The sequence below is a fragment of the Pseudomonas sp. YA1 genome (assembly GCF_058680555.1).
On the sequence record NZ_JBZWBG010000005.1, the window covers coordinates 25,801 to 42,426 of the forward strand.

At 65.0% G+C, this 16,626-nt stretch carries 14 protein-coding genes; 10 read left to right on the forward strand and 4 right to left on the reverse strand.

The genetic code is table 11. The features are described 5' to 3' along the window. Positions 1-131: 131 nt before the first annotated feature. The 3 genes from AC4OR5_RS08145 to AC4OR5_RS08155 form a co-directional block, all read right to left on the reverse strand. Positions 132-365 (reverse strand): TIGR02647 family protein, encoded by a 234-nt coding sequence (locus tag AC4OR5_RS08145; RefSeq protein WP_003096418.1) that lies wholly within the window; start codon positions 363-365, stop codon positions 132-134. A 42-nt stretch (positions 366-407) separates the two neighbouring features. After that, a complete protein-coding gene (locus AC4OR5_RS08150; protein ID WP_003096415.1) occupies positions 408-1,175 on the reverse strand; it encodes a substrate-binding periplasmic protein in 768 nt (255 codons plus the stop codon). Positions 1,176-1,307: 132 nt separating this feature from the next. Next, entirely contained in the window at positions 1,308-1,583 is a 276-nt protein-coding gene (locus tag AC4OR5_RS08155; protein WP_003114340.1) for a hypothetical protein, read from the reverse strand. A 101-nt stretch (positions 1,584-1,684) separates the two neighbouring features. Between AC4OR5_RS08155 and AC4OR5_RS08160 the strand changes: the two genes are divergently transcribed. From AC4OR5_RS08160 to AC4OR5_RS08185, 6 genes are all read left to right on the forward strand, one after another. Then, positions 1,685-2,665, forward strand: coding sequence for a magnesium transporter CorA family protein (locus AC4OR5_RS08160; RefSeq protein WP_003096411.1), 981 nt, complete (start codon positions 1,685-1,687; stop codon positions 2,663-2,665). Between the two features lie 292 nt (positions 2,666-2,957). Further along, positions 2,958-3,476 carry an Hcp family type VI secretion system effector gene (locus tag AC4OR5_RS08165; protein ID WP_003083317.1) on the forward strand — a complete coding sequence of 173 codons (519 nt, stop codon included), beginning with the start codon at positions 2,958-2,960 and terminating at the stop codon, positions 3,474-3,476. Positions 3,477-3,671: 195 nt separating this feature from the next. Beyond that, positions 3,672-5,714 carry a type VI secretion system Vgr family protein gene (locus tag AC4OR5_RS08170; protein WP_122379275.1) on the forward strand — a complete coding sequence of 681 codons (2,043 nt, stop codon included), beginning with the start codon at positions 3,672-3,674 and terminating at the stop codon, positions 5,712-5,714. Further along, positions 5,704-6,585, forward strand: a complete 882-nt coding sequence (locus AC4OR5_RS08175; protein WP_058161015.1) for a DUF4123 domain-containing protein — start codon at positions 5,704-5,706, stop codon at positions 6,583-6,585. Before AC4OR5_RS08170 ends, AC4OR5_RS08175 begins: the two co-directional genes overlap by 11 nt. Then, complete coding sequence (locus AC4OR5_RS08180) at positions 6,582-10,106, forward strand: toxin VasX (RefSeq protein ID WP_058161016.1); 3,525 nt, start codon at positions 6,582-6,584, stop codon at positions 10,104-10,106. Before AC4OR5_RS08175 ends, AC4OR5_RS08180 begins: the two co-directional genes overlap by 4 nt. Before the next feature lie 52 nt (positions 10,107-10,158). After that, positions 10,159-11,232: a hypothetical protein gene (locus tag AC4OR5_RS08185; RefSeq protein WP_029528779.1), complete on the forward strand. Its 1,074-nt coding sequence runs from the start codon at positions 10,159-10,161 to the stop codon at positions 11,230-11,232. A gap of 130 nt (positions 11,233-11,362) precedes the next feature. Here the strand turns inward: AC4OR5_RS08185 and argH are convergent, their stop codons facing one another. Further along, the gene (gene argH / locus AC4OR5_RS08190) at positions 11,363-12,757 is read right to left on the reverse strand and encodes an argininosuccinate lyase (RefSeq protein ID WP_034025728.1); all 1,395 of its coding nucleotides are present in this window, start codon (positions 12,755-12,757) and stop codon (positions 11,363-11,365) included. Between the two features lie 224 nt (positions 12,758-12,981). On the opposite strand from argH, the gene algZ reads away from it, so the two are divergent. The 4 genes from algZ (at position 12,982) to AC4OR5_RS08210 (ending at position 16,611) form a co-directional block, all read left to right on the forward strand. Then, positions 12,982-14,058 carry an alginate biosynthesis two-component system sensor histidine kinase AlgZ gene (algZ, locus tag AC4OR5_RS08195; protein WP_058134490.1) on the forward strand — a complete coding sequence of 359 codons (1,077 nt, stop codon included), beginning with the start codon at positions 12,982-12,984 and terminating at the stop codon, positions 14,056-14,058. A 4-nt stretch (positions 14,059-14,062) separates the two neighbouring features. After that, positions 14,063-14,809: an alginate biosynthesis regulator AlgR gene (gene algR, locus AC4OR5_RS08200; RefSeq protein WP_003096397.1), complete on the forward strand. Its 747-nt coding sequence runs from the start codon at positions 14,063-14,065 to the stop codon at positions 14,807-14,809. Between the two features lie 108 nt (positions 14,810-14,917). Beyond that, entirely contained in the window at positions 14,918-15,859 is a 942-nt protein-coding gene (hemC, locus tag AC4OR5_RS08205; protein WP_015503830.1) for a hydroxymethylbilane synthase, read from the forward strand. Further along, the gene (locus tag AC4OR5_RS08210) at positions 15,856-16,611 is read left to right on the forward strand and encodes a uroporphyrinogen-III synthase (protein ID WP_003114032.1); all 756 of its coding nucleotides are present in this window, start codon (positions 15,856-15,858) and stop codon (positions 16,609-16,611) included. The genes hemC and AC4OR5_RS08210 overlap by 4 nt, the downstream gene beginning before the upstream one ends. Positions 16,612-16,626 lie beyond the last annotated feature (15 nt).

Below are 16,626 nucleotides of genomic sequence, written 5' to 3' on the forward strand. Positions count from 1 at the left end.
CAAGGCCAGGCGCCGTGCCTGGCTCCGGTCATGCCATTGTATCGCCCGGAAGCGCGGCGGCTTGAGCGCCGCACCGCGAACCGGGGCAACCGTCGCGGCCTGTCGGGAGCAGGTCGCGATGGCCGCTTCCGTCAACCCTTGAGGATGGTCAGCAGGCCCTGTGCCTGCTCCGCGGCGTCCAGCCCGAGACTGGTCAGGTAGCCGCCGTCGGGCTGGTCGATCAGCCCCTTGTCGTGCAGGCGTCGGGCGGCGGCGACGGCCTTGCCGTCGGCGGTGTGATGGACCTTGAGTCCTTCCTGGGTGTTGTTCAGGTTGAAGAGCGCCAGCAGTTCCAGTTCGTCGATCAGCTCGGGAGTGAAGGCCATGTCGGCTCCTTGCGGTGTTGAGCACTGGTGAGTGTAGTTGGACTAGGGCGTAGCGTCGGCGGCCTGGCTCCAGCCGTCGAGGATCTTCTGGTACTCGCCGCTGGCGAGGATGCGCTGCATGCCGAGGTCGAAGCGTTCGAGCAGATGCTCGGCCTGCGGGTGGCGGCGCGAGAACGACAGGTACAGCTCCGGGCGGTGGACCGTGGCCACCGGCTGGAACTGGCCTTCCAGTTCGGGATGTTCGCTGAACAACTGGCGAGCCGTATTGCGGTAGGCCAGGGCGTAGTCGACGCGGCCGCGCTGGAGCATGAGGAAACCGTAGTAGTCCTTGCGCACCGGGATGCGCACCAGGTCGTGGCGGCGATCGAAGCCGTCGCCGTATTCATAGCCGAGGGTCACCGCGACTTTCCGTCCGCTCAGCGCCTGCTCCGCATTCACCGGCCGCGCTTCGTCGCGTCGCGCCCAGAGCTGGATCTCCGCGCGGAACAACGGATGCCGGGGCAGACGGTAGTCGGCGAGGATGTGCGGGTTCGGCGAGGTGTTGAAGCAGCCGGCGATCAAGCCTTTCAGGGCCAGCTTCATGCAGCGGGAGTAGGGGTAGGGATTGAGTTGGACCGGCGTGTCCGCAGCCCTGAAGGCGGCCCGCACGATGTCCGCGCTCATGCCCTGGATGCGGCCGTCCTTGTAGGCGGTATAGGGATACCAGTCGTCTTCGGCGCCGAGCACCAGGGGTTCTGTCGGGACGGCCGCCGCCGGGCCGGAAAGGGCCAGCAGCAGGCAGATGGGCAGGAAGTGGAACCAGGATCGCATCCGGTATCGCTCCGCGAAAGCAGGTGGCACGGAGAGTGGGCGCCACCTTTCTACCAGAGCGGCAGGCGTTTGGCGAAACAAAACCGTATGGATACGAGGGGCATTCGCCGGCACCAGTCGGCCCGGCTCCGCTCATTCGTCGTCCGGCAACGTCGGCAGGGCACGCAGCGCATGCTCGTAGCCGGCGCTGTCAAAAGCGCGGTCGGCGGCGAGCATGGCGTTGATCTCGTGGGCCAGCACGTAGGCCATCATGCCCAGTGCCTCGTCGCGCTCGTAGCCGACCAGGGTCAGCTTGTTGAACACGGCGCGCGCCGCCGGCGGATTCTCGCTTTCGATCTGGTTCTCGATGGCCTGGATCAGTTTTTCCTCGGCGAAGCCGTCTTCCTGGTTGTCGTCCTGTTCGCTCATCGGGCGTTCCTCGTTCTGGCGCAAAGTACCGCTTGTGCAGCGGCGGGAAGTTGTCCACCCTGCTTGGCCAACGGATGGCCGCGAAGGTAGCGATACCCGACATGATCACCTATTACATCCTTTCCGGCGACCGCCTGGAGCGACGCCAGCACGACGATGCCCAGCGGGGGTTGCCGCCGGGCACCCTGTGGATCGACCTGCATCACCCGACCCCCGAAGAGGAGCGCCTGCTCGAATCCCACCTGCAGGTGAACATCCCGACCCGCGAGGAGATGGCCGAGATCGAGGATTCGTCGCGCTTCTACGAGGACGGCAACGTCCTCTACATGACCACTTCGGTGGTCGGCGGGATCACCGAGCACCGGCCGAGCACAGAGGAAGTGACCTTCGTCCTCAGCGAGAAATGGCTGATTACCGTGCGCTACGCCGACCTGCGTTCGTTCCGCGAGTTCGAGAACCGTTGCATCCGCCAGCTCGACGCCAACCGCAGCAGCACCCAGTTGTTCGCCCTGATGATGGACAGCCTGGTGGACCGCATCGCCGACGTGTTGGAGGCCGTACAGGGGCAACTGAGCAGCATGTCGCGGGAGATCTTCGCCGAGTCCACCGCCCAGACCCGCAAGCCGAAGACCGACCTGCAGCAGATCATCAAGCACCTCGGGCGCAGCAGCTCGCTGCTGTCCAAGCTCAACGACAGCCTGCTCAGCATCAATCGGATGAACAGCTATTTCCGCCAGGGTTGCAACGGCTGGCTTTCCGAGCCGGCCAAGGTGCTGGCGAAGACCGTGGAGCGCGACGTGCGCTCGCTGGACGAGTACCTGGCGAAGATGTCCACCGAGATCAACTTCCTCCTCGACGCGACCCTTGGCCTGATCAACATCGAGCAGAACAGCATCATCAAGGTGTTCTCCATCGCTGCCGTACTGTTCCTGCCGCCGACCCTGGTGGGCACGGTCTACGGCATGAACTTCAAGGACATGCCCGAGCTGGACTGGTCCATCGGCTATCCGATGGCGCTGGGGATGATGGTGGTATCGGCGATCCTTCCGTACCTCTGGTTCAAGTTCAAGAACTGGCTCTGAGGCACTCGGCAGGTGTGCAACTTTTTGCTGGATAACTCCGGGAAAAGCTGTGGATACAACGACGGGGTCAAGGTCTGGCGGGGTCTTCGATGAAGTGAGCAAGTTCTTGCATAGCACTGTGCAACAACTTGCTCACTTTTTCGGGATAAACCCGGGGAAAAACGTTCGTGCGGGCCGGAAAAATCTTCAACAGTTTGATTTAAAAGGTAAATATTTTATTGGCACGAAGCTTGTTGGGTAGCTGCCGCACCAGGACATGTCGTCCCGGCTACCACTGACAAGGAATGCATCCATGGCAACACCCGCCTATATGTCCATCACCGGCACCAAGCAGGGCCTGATCACCGCCGGCGCCTTCACCGAGGATTCGGTCGGCAACACCTACCAGGAAGGCCACGAGGACCAAGTGATGGTCCAGGGCTTCAACCACGAAGTGATCATCCCGCGCGATCCGCAGTCCGGCCAGCCGACCGGCCAGCGCGTGCACAAGCCGGTGGTCATCACCAAGGTCTTCGACAAGGCCTCGCCGCTGCTGCTGGCCGCCCTGACCTCCGGCGAGCGCCTGACCAAGGTCGAGATCCAGTGGTACCGCACCTCCGCCGCCGGCACCCAGGAGCACTACTACACCACCGTCCTGGAAGACGCGATCATCGTCGACATCAAGGACTACATGCACAACTGCCAGGACCCGGGCAACGCCCACTTCACCCACCTGGAAGACGTGCACTTCACCTACCGCAAGATCACCTGGACCCACGAAGTCTCCGGCACCTCCGGCTCCGACGACTGGCGCTCCCCGGTCGCCGGCTGAGCCGCGACCGCCGCACGCGGCCAGCCTCGCTGGCCGTCGTGCCCTCGATGACCCATAGCGCCGTGGCCAGGAAAGCTCGCGCCGGGTCGATGCCGCTTTGTTGTAGGCAGCTTCCGATCGAGCCTGCGCGCCCTTGTCTCGCCCGCGCCAGGCAGGACAATCGAATCGGTCGCCTGCGCCAGTGAGGGACAACGGATGTTCGCAGCAGCCAACCAGACCCACTTCAGCCTCGCCATCGACGGCCTCGCCCTCGACCTGCAGGTGCTCTCCTTCAGCGGCAGCGAAGCCATCAGCCAGCCGTTCGCCTTCGACCTGGAGCTGGTCGGCGAACGCCCCGTGCCGGACCTCGAAAGCCTGCTGCACAAACCCGCCTTCCTTACCCTCGGGCCCGCCGGCAACGGTATCCACGGCCTGGTGCGCAGCGCCGGACAGGGCGACTCGGGCAAGCGCCTGACCCGCTACCGCATCACCCTCGTCCCGCAACTGGCCTACCTCGCCCAACGCACCAACCAGCGCATCTTCCAGCACCTCACGGTGCCGCAGATCGTCGGCCGGGTGCTGGAGGAACACGGCATCCTCGCCAACGCATACCGCTTCCAGCTCGGCACCCGCTACCCCGAGCGCGAATACTGCGTGCAGTACGACGAGAGCGACCTGCAGTTCGTCCAGCGCCTGTGCTGCGAGGAGGGCATCCACTTTCATTTCCAGCACAGCGCCACGGCGCACCTGCTGGTATTCGGCGACGACCAGACGGTGTTCCCGCGGCTCGCGCCGGTGGCCTACCAGCAGGACTCCGGCCTGGTCGCCGACCGGCCGGCGGTCAAGCGCTTCGGCGTACGCCTGGAAACCCGCACCAGCCGCGTCACCCGCCGCGACTACGACTTCGAGAAACCGCGCCTGACGCTGGAAAGCGCCGCCCGCGGCGAAGCCCGGCCGGACCTCGAGGACTACGACTATCCCGGTCGCTTCGTCGACCGCGAGCGCGGCAAGCACCTGGCCAGGCGTGCCCTCGAACGGCAGCGCAGCGACTACCGTCTGGCCGAGGGCCGCAGCGACCAGCCGTTGCTGCTCAGCGGCCACTTCCTGCCGCTGGCCGCCCATCCCCAGGCGGGCTGGAACGACCTCTGGCTGCTCACCGAGGTGATTCACGAGGGGCGGCAGCCGCAGGTGCTGGAAGAAAGCATCGTCTCCGACGCCTCGGCGAGCCCGGACGACTTCCGGCAGGGTTACCGCAACCGCTTCCAGGCCACGCCCTGGGAGGCGTTCTTCCGTCCCCCACCGACGCCGCCGAAGCCGCGCATCCTCGGCACGCAGAGCGCGGTGGTGACCGGTCCGAAGGGCGAGGAAGTCCACTGCGACCGCTACGGTCGGGTGAAGGTGCAATTCCACTGGGATCGCGAGGGCCAGGCCGACGACAGCAGCAGTTGCTGGTTACGCGTTGCCTCCGGCTGGGCGGGAAAGAACTACGGCGCCATCGCCATCCCGCGGGTCGGCATGGAGGTGCTGGTGACCTTCCTCGAAGGCGATCCCGACCAGCCGCTGGTCACCGGCTGCCTGTTCCACAGGGAACATCCAGTGCCCTACGAACTGCCGGCGCACAAGACCCGCAGCGTCTTCAAGAGCCTCAGCAGTCCTGGCGGCGGTGGCTACAACGAGCTGCGCATCGAGGACCGCAAGGGCCAGGAGCAGATCTTCGTCCATGCCCAGCGCGACTGGGACGAAAACATCGAGCACGACCAGAAGATCCGCGTCGGTCACCAACGCCACGACACCGTGGAGGCGAACAGCTACAGCGAGTTCAAGGCCGAGGAACACCGCACCACCCACGCCGAGCGCAAGGTGGAGATCCGCGCCAACGACCACCTCACCGTAGCCAACGACCAGCACCTGAAGATCGCCAGCGGCCAGTTCGTCGAGGCCGGCCAGGAGATCCACCTGAGCAGCGGCCTGAAGGTGGTGCTGGAGGCCGGCGCCGAACTGACCCTGAAGGGCGGCGGCAGCTTCCTCAAGCTCGACGCCAGCGGCGTGACCCTCTCCGGGGCCAACGTCCGGGTCAACTCCGGCGGCAGCCCGGGCAGCGGCAGCGGCGCGGCGCCGCTGTTGCCGGGGCCGCTGCGGCAGGCCGATAGCGACAAGGCCGGCGCCCTGCTGATCCGCGCGCAGCGCCAGGCATTGCTGCAGAAGAAACCGATCTGCGCCATCTGCGAAGCGGCCAGGGCGAAAACCGATGCGCACTGAACCGATGCTGCCCGCCTTGCCCGCCGACCTGCCCTGGACGCTGAATGCCTACCTGCTGCTCGATGGCGTCAGCGTCACGGAACTGCCGCGCAAGCTCTACCAATGGAGCGATACTCCGACCTTCGAGCCGCTGTACCGCGACAGCCGCTGGCAGGAACTGCTGGACCTGTCGCCCTGCCTGGTCGCCCTCGACGGCCGCCAGGACCCTATCCTGCAGGCGTTCCTCGACAACGCCGCACAGGAATGGGGCTACCTGCTCTTCGCCCGCGTCAGCTTGCCGATCCTGTCGCAGCACCTGCGGGACCTTCTGTGCGTCCAACCTCCCCATGGCGAGCCGGTGCTGCTGCGCCTGGCCGACCCGGCAGTGATGCATAGCCTGCTGGAACATGAACGCATGGAACTGTTCGGTCCGATCGAGCAGGCATGTGCTCCAGATGCCCTGGAAATCCGCTGGTGGCAACACCGGCGAAGCGGTTCGGCGATCGCTCGCGACCGCACGCAGCCCTACCGTCTGAGCGAGGCCGAATTCGATGCACTTGGCGAAGTCAGCTTCCGCCAGACCCTCATGGACATGGATCGCCACATGAATCTGTATTTCCCCGGCTATCGCCCGGCCCTGTGCGGCCGAGAGCGCTTCCAGCACCTGCGTATGCTGGCCGAGCAGGCCTACCGTCGCGGGATGTGCTCGGCGCGGGACATCCTGCTCTACGCCAATATCTTCGGCTACCTGGGCGAGGATGCGCTGGACGCGCATGCGGACATCGCCGTGCTGCTCGATGGTCCCTCCAGCCAATCCCCGGCGCAGCGGGTGGCCGCTGCGGCCGAGCTGGCGGAGCGTCGCGCCGCCGAGACAGAAAGGATGCATTCATGACTGCGCAGGCCACACCCCGGCGAGACAGCGCCAACCTGGCGGCAAACGAAGCCTCGTCCAGCGATAGTCGTTCGCCGAGCGGCACCTGTCCGTTGATGAACGCCAAGGTGCAGCTGTTGCCGCTGCGCTACGGTTTGACCGAAGGCGTCGATCCGAGCGCCGAGCTGGCGATGCCTTTCGCCCTGAAAAGCCGGCCGCTGGGTCTGCGGCTGGTGCGCAATGGCTATCTCTACGTGATCGACGGCGGAACCGGAAAGCTGCACGAATACCGCATCGACAAGGGCGCTATCGACAAGCTGCTGTGGCAGGACGCCGAGGTTCGCGCCGACATACGCAGCCGCGCGGTCGGCGAGCCCCAACTGGTCTTTCCCCGTACCAGCATCCTGTACGTGGCCTATTCGGAACTGCAATGGACCGCGCGCAAGTGCATGCAGGTGCTCGCCAGTCCGAAGGACCGCGAGCACTTCATGCAGGCCGTCGATCTGCGCCGCGCCGACCCGCAGCAGGGGGGGCCGCATCTGCTGACCCGACGGCAGGCGGAAACCTGGCTCGCCGAAGTGGTGCAGAACAAGGTGCATCGCGACGGGCAGGGCCAGCAGCGCTTCCCGCCCCACCAGCAGCGCCCGGCCAGTCCACCCGCCGCCCATCCGGACGAACGACGCGACTACGTCTGGGAGGATCCGCCGCTGTTCCGCGATACCCAGCTCGGCGAGTTGACTGCGCAGGTACTCCCGCAGTACGAGCATGATGCCCTGTTCCTGGCGCTGCGCGACGACATCGGCGTGATGCGCGACCTAGCCGCCTACCAGGACGAAGTGGTCGGCTGGCTCGAGGAATGGCTGCAGGGCGGCGCCCAGGCCGGGGCCAACGAGCGCGACTACGTGATCGCCTGCTACATCGAGTCGTTGACCCAGATCCGCGCCGCGGAACTGCCCAAGCTGGCCGACGAGGGTGCCCAGCCGCTGTTCGACGATCTCGACCGGCTGCCACCTCCCGAGCGGGAGCGATCGCGCCAGGCCTTGCTGGACTACCTCAACGGCGAGCCGTTGCCGAAGCCGATGGACCCCGCCATGCCGGAGCCGCTGCACAGACCTGTGGAGCGACACTTCACCAAGCGGAAAATGGCGGTTGCCGATCCGGCCTTCGTCGAACGCAACCTGGACGCCCTGATCCGCCTGAAGAAGAGCCACGGCGAAAAGGTCGACGACGCGCTGCATGGCGCCAAATTCGGCCAGCGTGGCATCGACGACCTGATCGACCGTCCTGCCATGGATGCCTTCCTCGCCGCCAACAGGCCCAACCTGGCGCGCTGGAACGCCCTGCTCGAGCAGATCAGCGCAGACCGCACGCAGATGCTTACCGAGCAGCGATTCCATCGCGCCGCCTGGTACTACGATTTCCAGCAGGCCGAGCAATTGGGACTGGCCTTCGCCACCCAGTACGCCTGCCTGAAGGATATCTGCCGCAGCGACGAGGCCAGCGAGGCCGTGCTCGCCTTCCTGGAGGAAAACCCGCAATACGATCGCCCGTTGTTCCAGACTCTGCCATTGAACACCCAGGCCGAACTGATCGCGCAATACGCGCAGCTCGGGCCGCCCGGCCATCTCTGGCTCTCCAAGCTGAAAGAGTGGGCGCAGCAGCGCGACTCGCTGGAGCTGGGCAAGCTGCCCGCTCTCGACGGCTTGCCGGAGGCCACCCGAGCGCTTGCCGACAGCGCCCAGGCCACGCTCAACCCGGCGTTGACCCTGGGCATCAGCCGGACCATGGAGGGCTTCTTCAAGAGCGTAGGCCAGCAGCAGGCGCCGGATCTCGACGCGCTGTTCCGCAAGCTGCCCAAGGCCCTTCCTGGTCGCCTGCTCGACGCCGCGGTCCGCGAAGGGGTGACCTTCACCATTGCCAGCGAAGCGGAAAAGGCCATCCTCCAGGCCGACCTGAAGGAAGTGCTCGAACAGCGCGCGGAGCTGCGCCGGCTGGTCCGCCAGCGCAAGCAGGTGAAGAGCCAGGCCGGACACAAGTCGATGGACGCCCGCGCCTTGCTCGCCGACATCCAGCGTGTCCGCCTCCAGCTCAACGCCCTGGAGCCGCGCCTGGCCGCCGCCCTCAGCCCGATCGCCGAGCTTCCGGACAACAGCATCCGTCTCGCCGGTGCGACACCAGGCCGCGCCGGAATCACCTTGATCCTGCCGTCTGCACAGGTACAGGAAGTTGCCAGTGGTATCCGTAACCTGCGCAATGGCTATAGCAGTGCAGCCGCGTTCAATAAGGTGGGGGATGGAATTGGTCTGGCTGTGTTTGTGGCGCAGTTTGTCAATATGGTGCAGGTATGGCGGGGGGTTATCGCGACTTCGCCGGATAAGCGTGAGCTAATGCCGCTGGCTGGTTCTATTTTCACCACAATATCTGCGGGCGTAGCGGCAGCTCAGGCCATTGCCGATACAGCTCTTCAGGCCAGAAGTGCTCAGTTGGCACAGGGGCTGCAGAACCACGCTGTGGAAGTTGCTCATGTACAAATGGGAAAACTGCACTTACGCCTAGGGTTTGTGGGATATGCGGCAGGTTTTTTTGCAGCAGCTGTTGCTACTCAAACCCACTATGGCGAGTGGCTTGGTGCTATACGCAGCGGAAATGCTCAAGCCCAGCAAGGTGCCGCTTTAGCTATGGTTGGCTCCAGCGGAATGCTGGCCAGCAGCGCCTACGGGGTATGGCATACGGGGTATGCTTTAAAAGGTGTGCTCAGGGCTGCAACACCTGCTGCCGAGCGTACAGCCTGGGCATTGGCTGGCACGCGACTTTCGAGCATATTTGCTCGATTCAATATCGCCGGCGCCATTTTCACCGCCCTCGAACTGGTAGGAACCTATTGGTATAACCGCAGTAATACCACGCCCCATGACGATTGGTTGCTCAGCACACCCTGGAGCCGCGACATCGGAGGGCGCCTGAACCAGTCCCTGGAAATCTATCAGCAACGACTTCTGGGGATCGTCCAGACGCCAAGAGGTGAGGTCAAGCACGCGAGTCATGGCAGTTGGTGGCGAGACCTGCTCTCCTCACCTGCCACTGCGGAGATCAGCCTAGCCTTGCCTGGTATCAGTCTGGGAGCACTGCAGCAGACCTTGGCCGGGCGCCCTGAAGTACGCTTGAGCCTGGCGGCCTACCGCATTCGTAGCGTGAAATACGAAAGAGGTTCGCCCATGGTGCGTTGGTTCCCCGTCACCGAAGTTGTCGGCGACAGTCTACAGGTCGTGTCCGCCGAACCGTTGGTGTTGCTGGTGCCGCGGCTAGCGCCGCTGGAGGGTGTGACCGGGGGCTCGGTCACGGAGGATCTATTACTGGCTGTACAGATCGAACGACTGAACCCGCAGGGTCAATATCATGCCGATCGGCACATGGTTCGCCTGTCGCCACACAGCGAAGGAGACTATCCTGCTTCGCCACAACGTATCCAGGGGCAGGAAGCATCCTGGATGCTAATTGACCCCCGTTTGCTGCCGGATTTTGCCGATGCTCCAGAACGATAAGCCCATGGATGTGCCGCCGTTGCGACTGATGGAGAGCCACCGAGCAGGTGATGTGGTTCCCTTTTCCAGCGGGCTGGTCAGTTATCTCGCGCCTTTACCTCTACCTACAGTCCAGCCCGCACAGGACTATTCTCATGCCGTGGGGGAAATGAATGATACTTATCTTGACTTCGGGACAGGGCTGCCCAATGCATTTGCCTGGCAGGTCAGATTAGGTGGCCCATTTACTCTCTGGATAATATCTGTTTTTTTAATTCCAACCCTAATGATGGTCGGCACGCCTTTGTTAGGTGGTGATATAAGCACGGCTAAACAGTTGGCTGTAGGGTTGTTTGATATAGGAATAACATATGGCTCGGGGTGTGCGCTGTTTGGCTTTCTTATCTTGTTAAGTGCGTGGTGGTCCAATCATATAAAGTATAAAAAGATCATCCCTACTCGCTTCAATCGCCAGCGCCGCGAAGTTTGCTTCGTCCCAGAAAGCCACTCCGCCCCCATCTTCGTCCCCTGGGAGTCCCTATCGGCCTGGGTGATCCAGGCCCAGGGTGCCACCCAGTACGGCATCCAGCGCCAATACGGCATGGGTGTGGGCTTCCATCATGCCGCCAGCGGCGAGGACTTCTCCCTGGAGTTCCCTTGTGCCGGCCTGCCTCTGGCCATCGCCAACTGGGAGGCCATCCGAGCCTATATGGAGCATGAGGTGCACAGCCTCAAGGAAATCCAGGACCCACTCGACCTGCAAGGCCCGGACGACCCGCCTCACGAGGGGCTGCACACCTTCCGCAATGCCCGCGCGCGTGCTCATCGTCGCTACCGGGAGGGTGAAGTAGGGCGTTGGTATATGGTCGGTTGGTATCTCTACCACGCAATGGATTTATGGACGCTGCCATTCCATCTAGTCGAATGGGAAATCCGCCGGGTCAAGCGCATGCAACGCCAGGAGTTGCCCGAGGCCATGCGTGCCTGGTCACAGCCCCTGCCATCCGAACAGTGGGTCAGGCCCAGCGAGGAGCTGCAACGTCAGAGTCAACGGGTGAGGGCCTTGCGACAGCGTGATCCGCAACGCTCGATCATCGAGATATTTACCGAGGTACGGCGAGAGGCTTCGGCGACTGGCGTGCGCTGAGCGCCCGTCGTTTCCGGAAGCATAGCTGGCGGAGCGTCGTCGGCTGCGGAGGTGGGGGATACGGAGCGCTAAGGCTGCGCTCCGCGTGTCGCCCGACCCTGCTGGGTGCGAGCTCGGATTGTCGCGAGCCTCAGCGCTGGGCGAGCAACTGCCGGCCGCGGGCGACGGCGGCACGGACCTGGTTCGGCGCGGTGCCGCCGATATGGTCGCGGGCGTTGACCGAGCCTTCCAGGGTCAGCACGTCGAAGACGTCGGCGTCGATCTGCTCGCTGAAGCGGCGCAGTTCGTCGAGGCTCATCTCGGCGAGGTCCTTGCCGCTGTCCACGCCGTACTTCACTGCGTGGCCGACGATCTCGTGGCAGTCGCGGAACGGCAGGCCCTTGCGCACCAGGTAGTCGGCCAGGTCGGTGGCGGTGGAGAAACCGCGGCGTGCCGCCTCGCGCATGATCTCGCGCCGGGGCCGGATCGCCGGGACCATGTCGGCGAAGGCGCGCAGGCTGTCGCGCAGGGTGTCGGCGGCGTCGAACAGCGGTTCCTTGTCTTCCTGGTTGTCCTTGTTGTAGGCCAGCGGCTGGCCCTTCATCAGGGTCAGCAAGCCGGTGAGGGCGCCGAATACCCGGCCGGACTTGCCGCGTACCAGCTCCGGCACGTCGGGGTTCTTCTTCTGCGGCATGATCGAGGAGCCGGTGCAGAAGCGGTCGGGCAGGTCGATGAACTGGAACTGCGCGCTGGTCCACAGCACCAGCTCTTCCGAGAAGCGCGACAGGTGCATCATCGCCAGGCTGGCGGTGGCGCAGAATTCGATGGCGAAGTCGCGGTCGGAGACGCCGTCCAGGGAGTTACCGCCAACCGCGTCGAAGCCCAGCAACTGGCAGGTGATCTCGCGCTGGATCGGGTAGGTGGTGCCGGCCAGGGCCGCCGAGCCGAGCGGCATGCGGTTGACCCGCTTGCGGCAGTCGACCAGGCGCTCGTAGTCGCGGCTGAGCATCTCGAACCAGGCCAGCAGGTGGTGGCCGAAGGTCACCGGCTGGGCGGTCTGCAGGTGGGTGAAACCGGGCATGATGGTGTCGGCTTCCGCTTCGGCCAGCCCCAGCAGGCCCTCCTGCAGGCGGGTGATCTCGGCGAGGATGGTGTCGATCTCGTCGCGTAGCCAGAGGCGGATGTCGGTGGCCACCTGGTCGTTGCGCGAGCGACCGGTATGGAGCTTCTTGCCGGTGACGCCGATGCGGTCGGTCAGGCGCGCCTCGATGTTCATGTGCACGTCTTCCAGGTCGACGCGCCAGTCGAAGCTGCCGGCTTCGATTTCCGCCTGGATCTGTTGCAGGCCGTCGACGATCGCATCGCGCTCGGCGTCGCTCAGCACGCCGACCTTGGCCAGCATCGTGGCGTGGGCGATGGAACCCATGATGTCGTGGCGGTAGAGACGCTTGTCGAAGTCGACGGAGGCGGTGAAACGGGCGACGAAGGCGTCGACGGGCTCGCTGAAGCGGCCGCCCCAGGACTGGTTGGTCTTCTCTACGCTCATGGTATCTCTCGCTGCAACAAGAAACGGACAGGCCGCGCGGCCTGCGTGACGGGCAAAGTGCGACGATGATAGCAGGCCGGGAGGAAAAACCGGCGGCTCGTCGACGAAGCCGGAACGAGCGCTGTTTCGCGGTTTTTTGCGGCAGATGGCATTTCGGTGCTTTATTTCGCCCGTACGCCCGCGGCTGTCTTGCGGGCGCCACGGGCCTTGCGGAAACTCTGTCGATGCCTATCCGATCCAAGCCCGGCCGCTCGACCCGGCCGGCCGTCCAAGACGACTTCTTCATTCCCGAGCTCTGCGAAGCCGAAGCCCTGTTCACCCTGGTGCTGCTGGCGGAGCTGCTGGTGCTTGTGCTGGTGCTGGCGGAGCCGATGACGCCGAGCTTCAACTGGGTGCGCCTGGCCCTGGCGTCGCTGTTCGTGCAGTGGATCGTACTGCTCTCGGCGGCGCTGTTCTGCCGCCTGCGGCCATTGCTCGCGCGCCTGCCGGTGGCGCTGGCGGGGAGTGCCTGCTGCCTGTTGGTGGTGGCCCTCACCCTGGGCTGCACGGCGGTCGCCGAGCACTATCAGCTGGGCGGAGAACTGACGCGTGCCGGCGAGGTCAATCTGTATCTGCGGCACGCGCTGATCGCGCTGATCATGTCCGCCCTGGTGCTGCGCTACTTTTACCTGCAGAGCCAGTGGCGCCGGCAGCAGCAGGCCGAGTTGCAGGCGCGCCTGGAGTCGCTGCAGGCGCGGATTCGCCCGCACTTCCTGTTCAACAGCCTGAACAGCATCGCCAGCCTGATCGAGCTGGACCCGCTGAAGGCCGAGCATGCGGTGCTGGACCTGTCCGACCTGTTCCGGGCCAGCCTGGCGAAGCCCGGTACTTTAGTTTCCTGGGAGGAGGAACTGGCGCTGGCAAGGCGCTATCTTTCCATTGAGCAGTATCGTCTTGGCGATCGCCTGCAACTGGACTGGCAGGTGCACGGGGTGCCGGCCAACCTGCCGATCCCCCAACTGACCTTGCAGCCGCTGCTGGAAAATGCGCTTATCTATGGCATCCAGCCGCGGGTCGAAGGTGGCCTGGTGCAGGTCGAGGCGGTTTATCGTGAAGGAGTGTTCCAGCTATGTGTGAGCAACCCCTACGACGAGGCGCTCGAGTCGCCCCCGTCGAAAGGCACGCGACAGGCGTTACACAATATCGATGCACGACTTGGGGCACTTTTCGGGCCTAAAGCGAGTCTCAGCGTCGAGCGCCGTGACGGACGGCACTACACCTGTCTACGCTATCCATGTGCGCGACTCATGCAGGAAGCCTGAGCTTATGAATGTCCTGATTGTCGATGACGAACCTCTGGCGCGAGAGCGCCTGGCCCGATTGGTAGGGCAACTGGACGGCTATCGCGTCCTCGAGCCCTCGGCCAGCAATGGCGAAGAAGCGCTGACGCTGATCGACAGCCTCAAGCCCGATATCGTCCTGCTGGATATCCGCATGCCCGGTCTGGACGGCCTCCAGGTCGCGGCCAGACTCTGCGAGCGGGAAGCGCCGCCGGCTGTGATCTTCTGCACGGCCCATGACGAATTCGCCCTGGAAGCCTTCCAGGTCAGCGCCGTGGGCTACCTGGTCAAGCCGGTGCGCAGCGAAGACCTGGCCGAGGCGTTGAAGAAAGCCTCGCGACCGAACCGCGTGCAACTGGCCGCGCTGACCAAGCCCCCGGCCTCCGGCGGCAGCGGTCCGCGCAGCCACATCAGTGCGCGGACCCGCAAGGGGATCGAGCTGATCCCGCTGGAAGAGGTGATCTTCTTCATTGCCGACCACAAGTACGTGACCTTGCGCCATGCGCAGGGCGAGGTGCTGCTGGACGAGCCGTTGAAGGCGCTGGAAGACGAGTTCGGCGAGCGCTTCGTGCGCATCCACCGCAACGCGCTGGTCGCCCGCGAACGGATCGAACGCCTGCAGCGTACGCCGCTGGGGCATTTCCAGCTCTACCTGAAAGGCCTCGACGGCGATGCACTGACCGTCAGCCGGCGGCACGTGGCCGGGGTCAGGCGTCTGATGCATCAGCTCTGACGGCGGTCGGCGGTTCGCCAGCGACCCGGGTGCGGCTATCGGGCCCAGCGTCCGCGCACTCGGGTTCGAACTGTTATCATGGGCGCATCCCTGTGCACGGAATATCCCATGTCGTCCCGCGAAATCCGCATCGCCACTCGCCAGAGCGCCCTCGCCTTGTGGCAGGCCGAATACGTCAAGGCGCGCCTGGAGCAGGCTCATCCTGGCCTGACCGTCACCCTGCTGCCGATGACCAGTCGCGGCGACAAGCTGCTCGACGCACCGCTGGCGAAGATCGGCGGCAAGGGCCTGTTCGTCAAGGAACTGGAAACCGCCCTGCTCGAAGGCGCCGCCGACATCGCGGTGCATTCGATGAAGGACGTGCCGATGGACTTTCCCGAGGGGCTCGGCCTCTACACCATCTGCGAGCGCGAAGACCCGCGTGACGCTTTCGTCTCGAACACCTACGCCAGCCTCGAGCAACTGCCCGCCGGCAGCGTGGTCGGCACCTCCAGCCTGCGCCGCCAGGCGCAGCTGCTGGCGCGCCGGCCGGACCTGCAGATCCGTTTCCTGCGGGGCAACGTCAATACCCGGCTGGCCAAGCTGGATGCCGGCGAATACGACGCGATCATCCTCGCCGCCGCCGGCCTGATCCGCCTCGGCTTCGAGTCGCGCATCCGCTCCTCGATCAATGTCGACGACAGCCTGCCCGCCGGCGGACAAGGCGCCGTCGGCATCGAATGCCGTACTGCCGACAGCGACCTGCATGCCTTGCTGGAACCCTTGCACCATTCCGACACGGCTCTGCGGGTCACTGCCGAGCGCGCGCTGAACAAGCGACTCAACGGCGGTTGCCAGGTGCCGATCGCCTGCTACGCCATCCGCGAGGGCGACCAACTGTGGCTGCGCGGCCTGGTCGGCCAGCCTGATGGCACCCAGTTGCTGCGCGCCGAGGGGCGGGCGCCACTGGCGGAAGCCGAGGCGCTGGGCGTGCGGGTGGCCGAGGACCTGCTGGAACAGGGCGCCGAAGCGATTCTCGAAGCCGTCTACGGCGAGGCCGGACATCCGTGAGCGGCTGGCGGCTCCTGCTGACGCGCCCCGACGAGGAGTGCGCGGCCCTGGCCGCCAGCCTCGGCGAGGCGGGCGTCCATAGCAGCAGCCTGCCGCTGTTGGCGATCGATCCGCTGGAAGAAACCCCGGAGCAGCGTACGCTGATGCTCGACCTGGACCGCTACTGCGCGGTGGTGGTGGTCAGCAAGCCGGCGGCGCGCCTGGGGCTGGAGCGGCTCGACCGCTACTGGCCGCAGCCGCCGCAGCAGACCTGGTGCAGCGTCGGCGCGGCGACCGCGGCGATCCTCGAGGCCTACGGCCTCGACGTAACCTACCCTGAACAGGGCGACGACAGCGAAGCGTTGCTGGCGCTGCCGGCGTTCCAGGATTCCCTGCGCGTGCACGATCCGAAAGTGCTGATCATGCGCGGCGAAGGTGGCCGAGAATTCCTCGCCGAGCGCCTGCGCGGCCAAGGCGTGCAGGTGGACTACCTGCCACTCTACCGGCGCCGGGCTCCGGACTATCCGGCCGGAGAGCTGCTGGCAAGGGTGCGGGCGGAACGCCTGAACGGCCTGGTGGTCAGCAGTGGACAGGGTTTGCAAAATCTGTATCAGTTGGCGGCAGCCGATTGGCCCGAGATAGGCCGGTTGCCGCTGTTCGTACCCAGCCCGCGGGTCGCCGAGATGGCGCGCGAACTGGGGGCGCAACGGGTGATTGATTGCCGGGGCGCGAGCGCGCCGGCCTTGCTGGCGGCCCTGACGAGCGCCGCCTAGAACTTTCTTGACCAA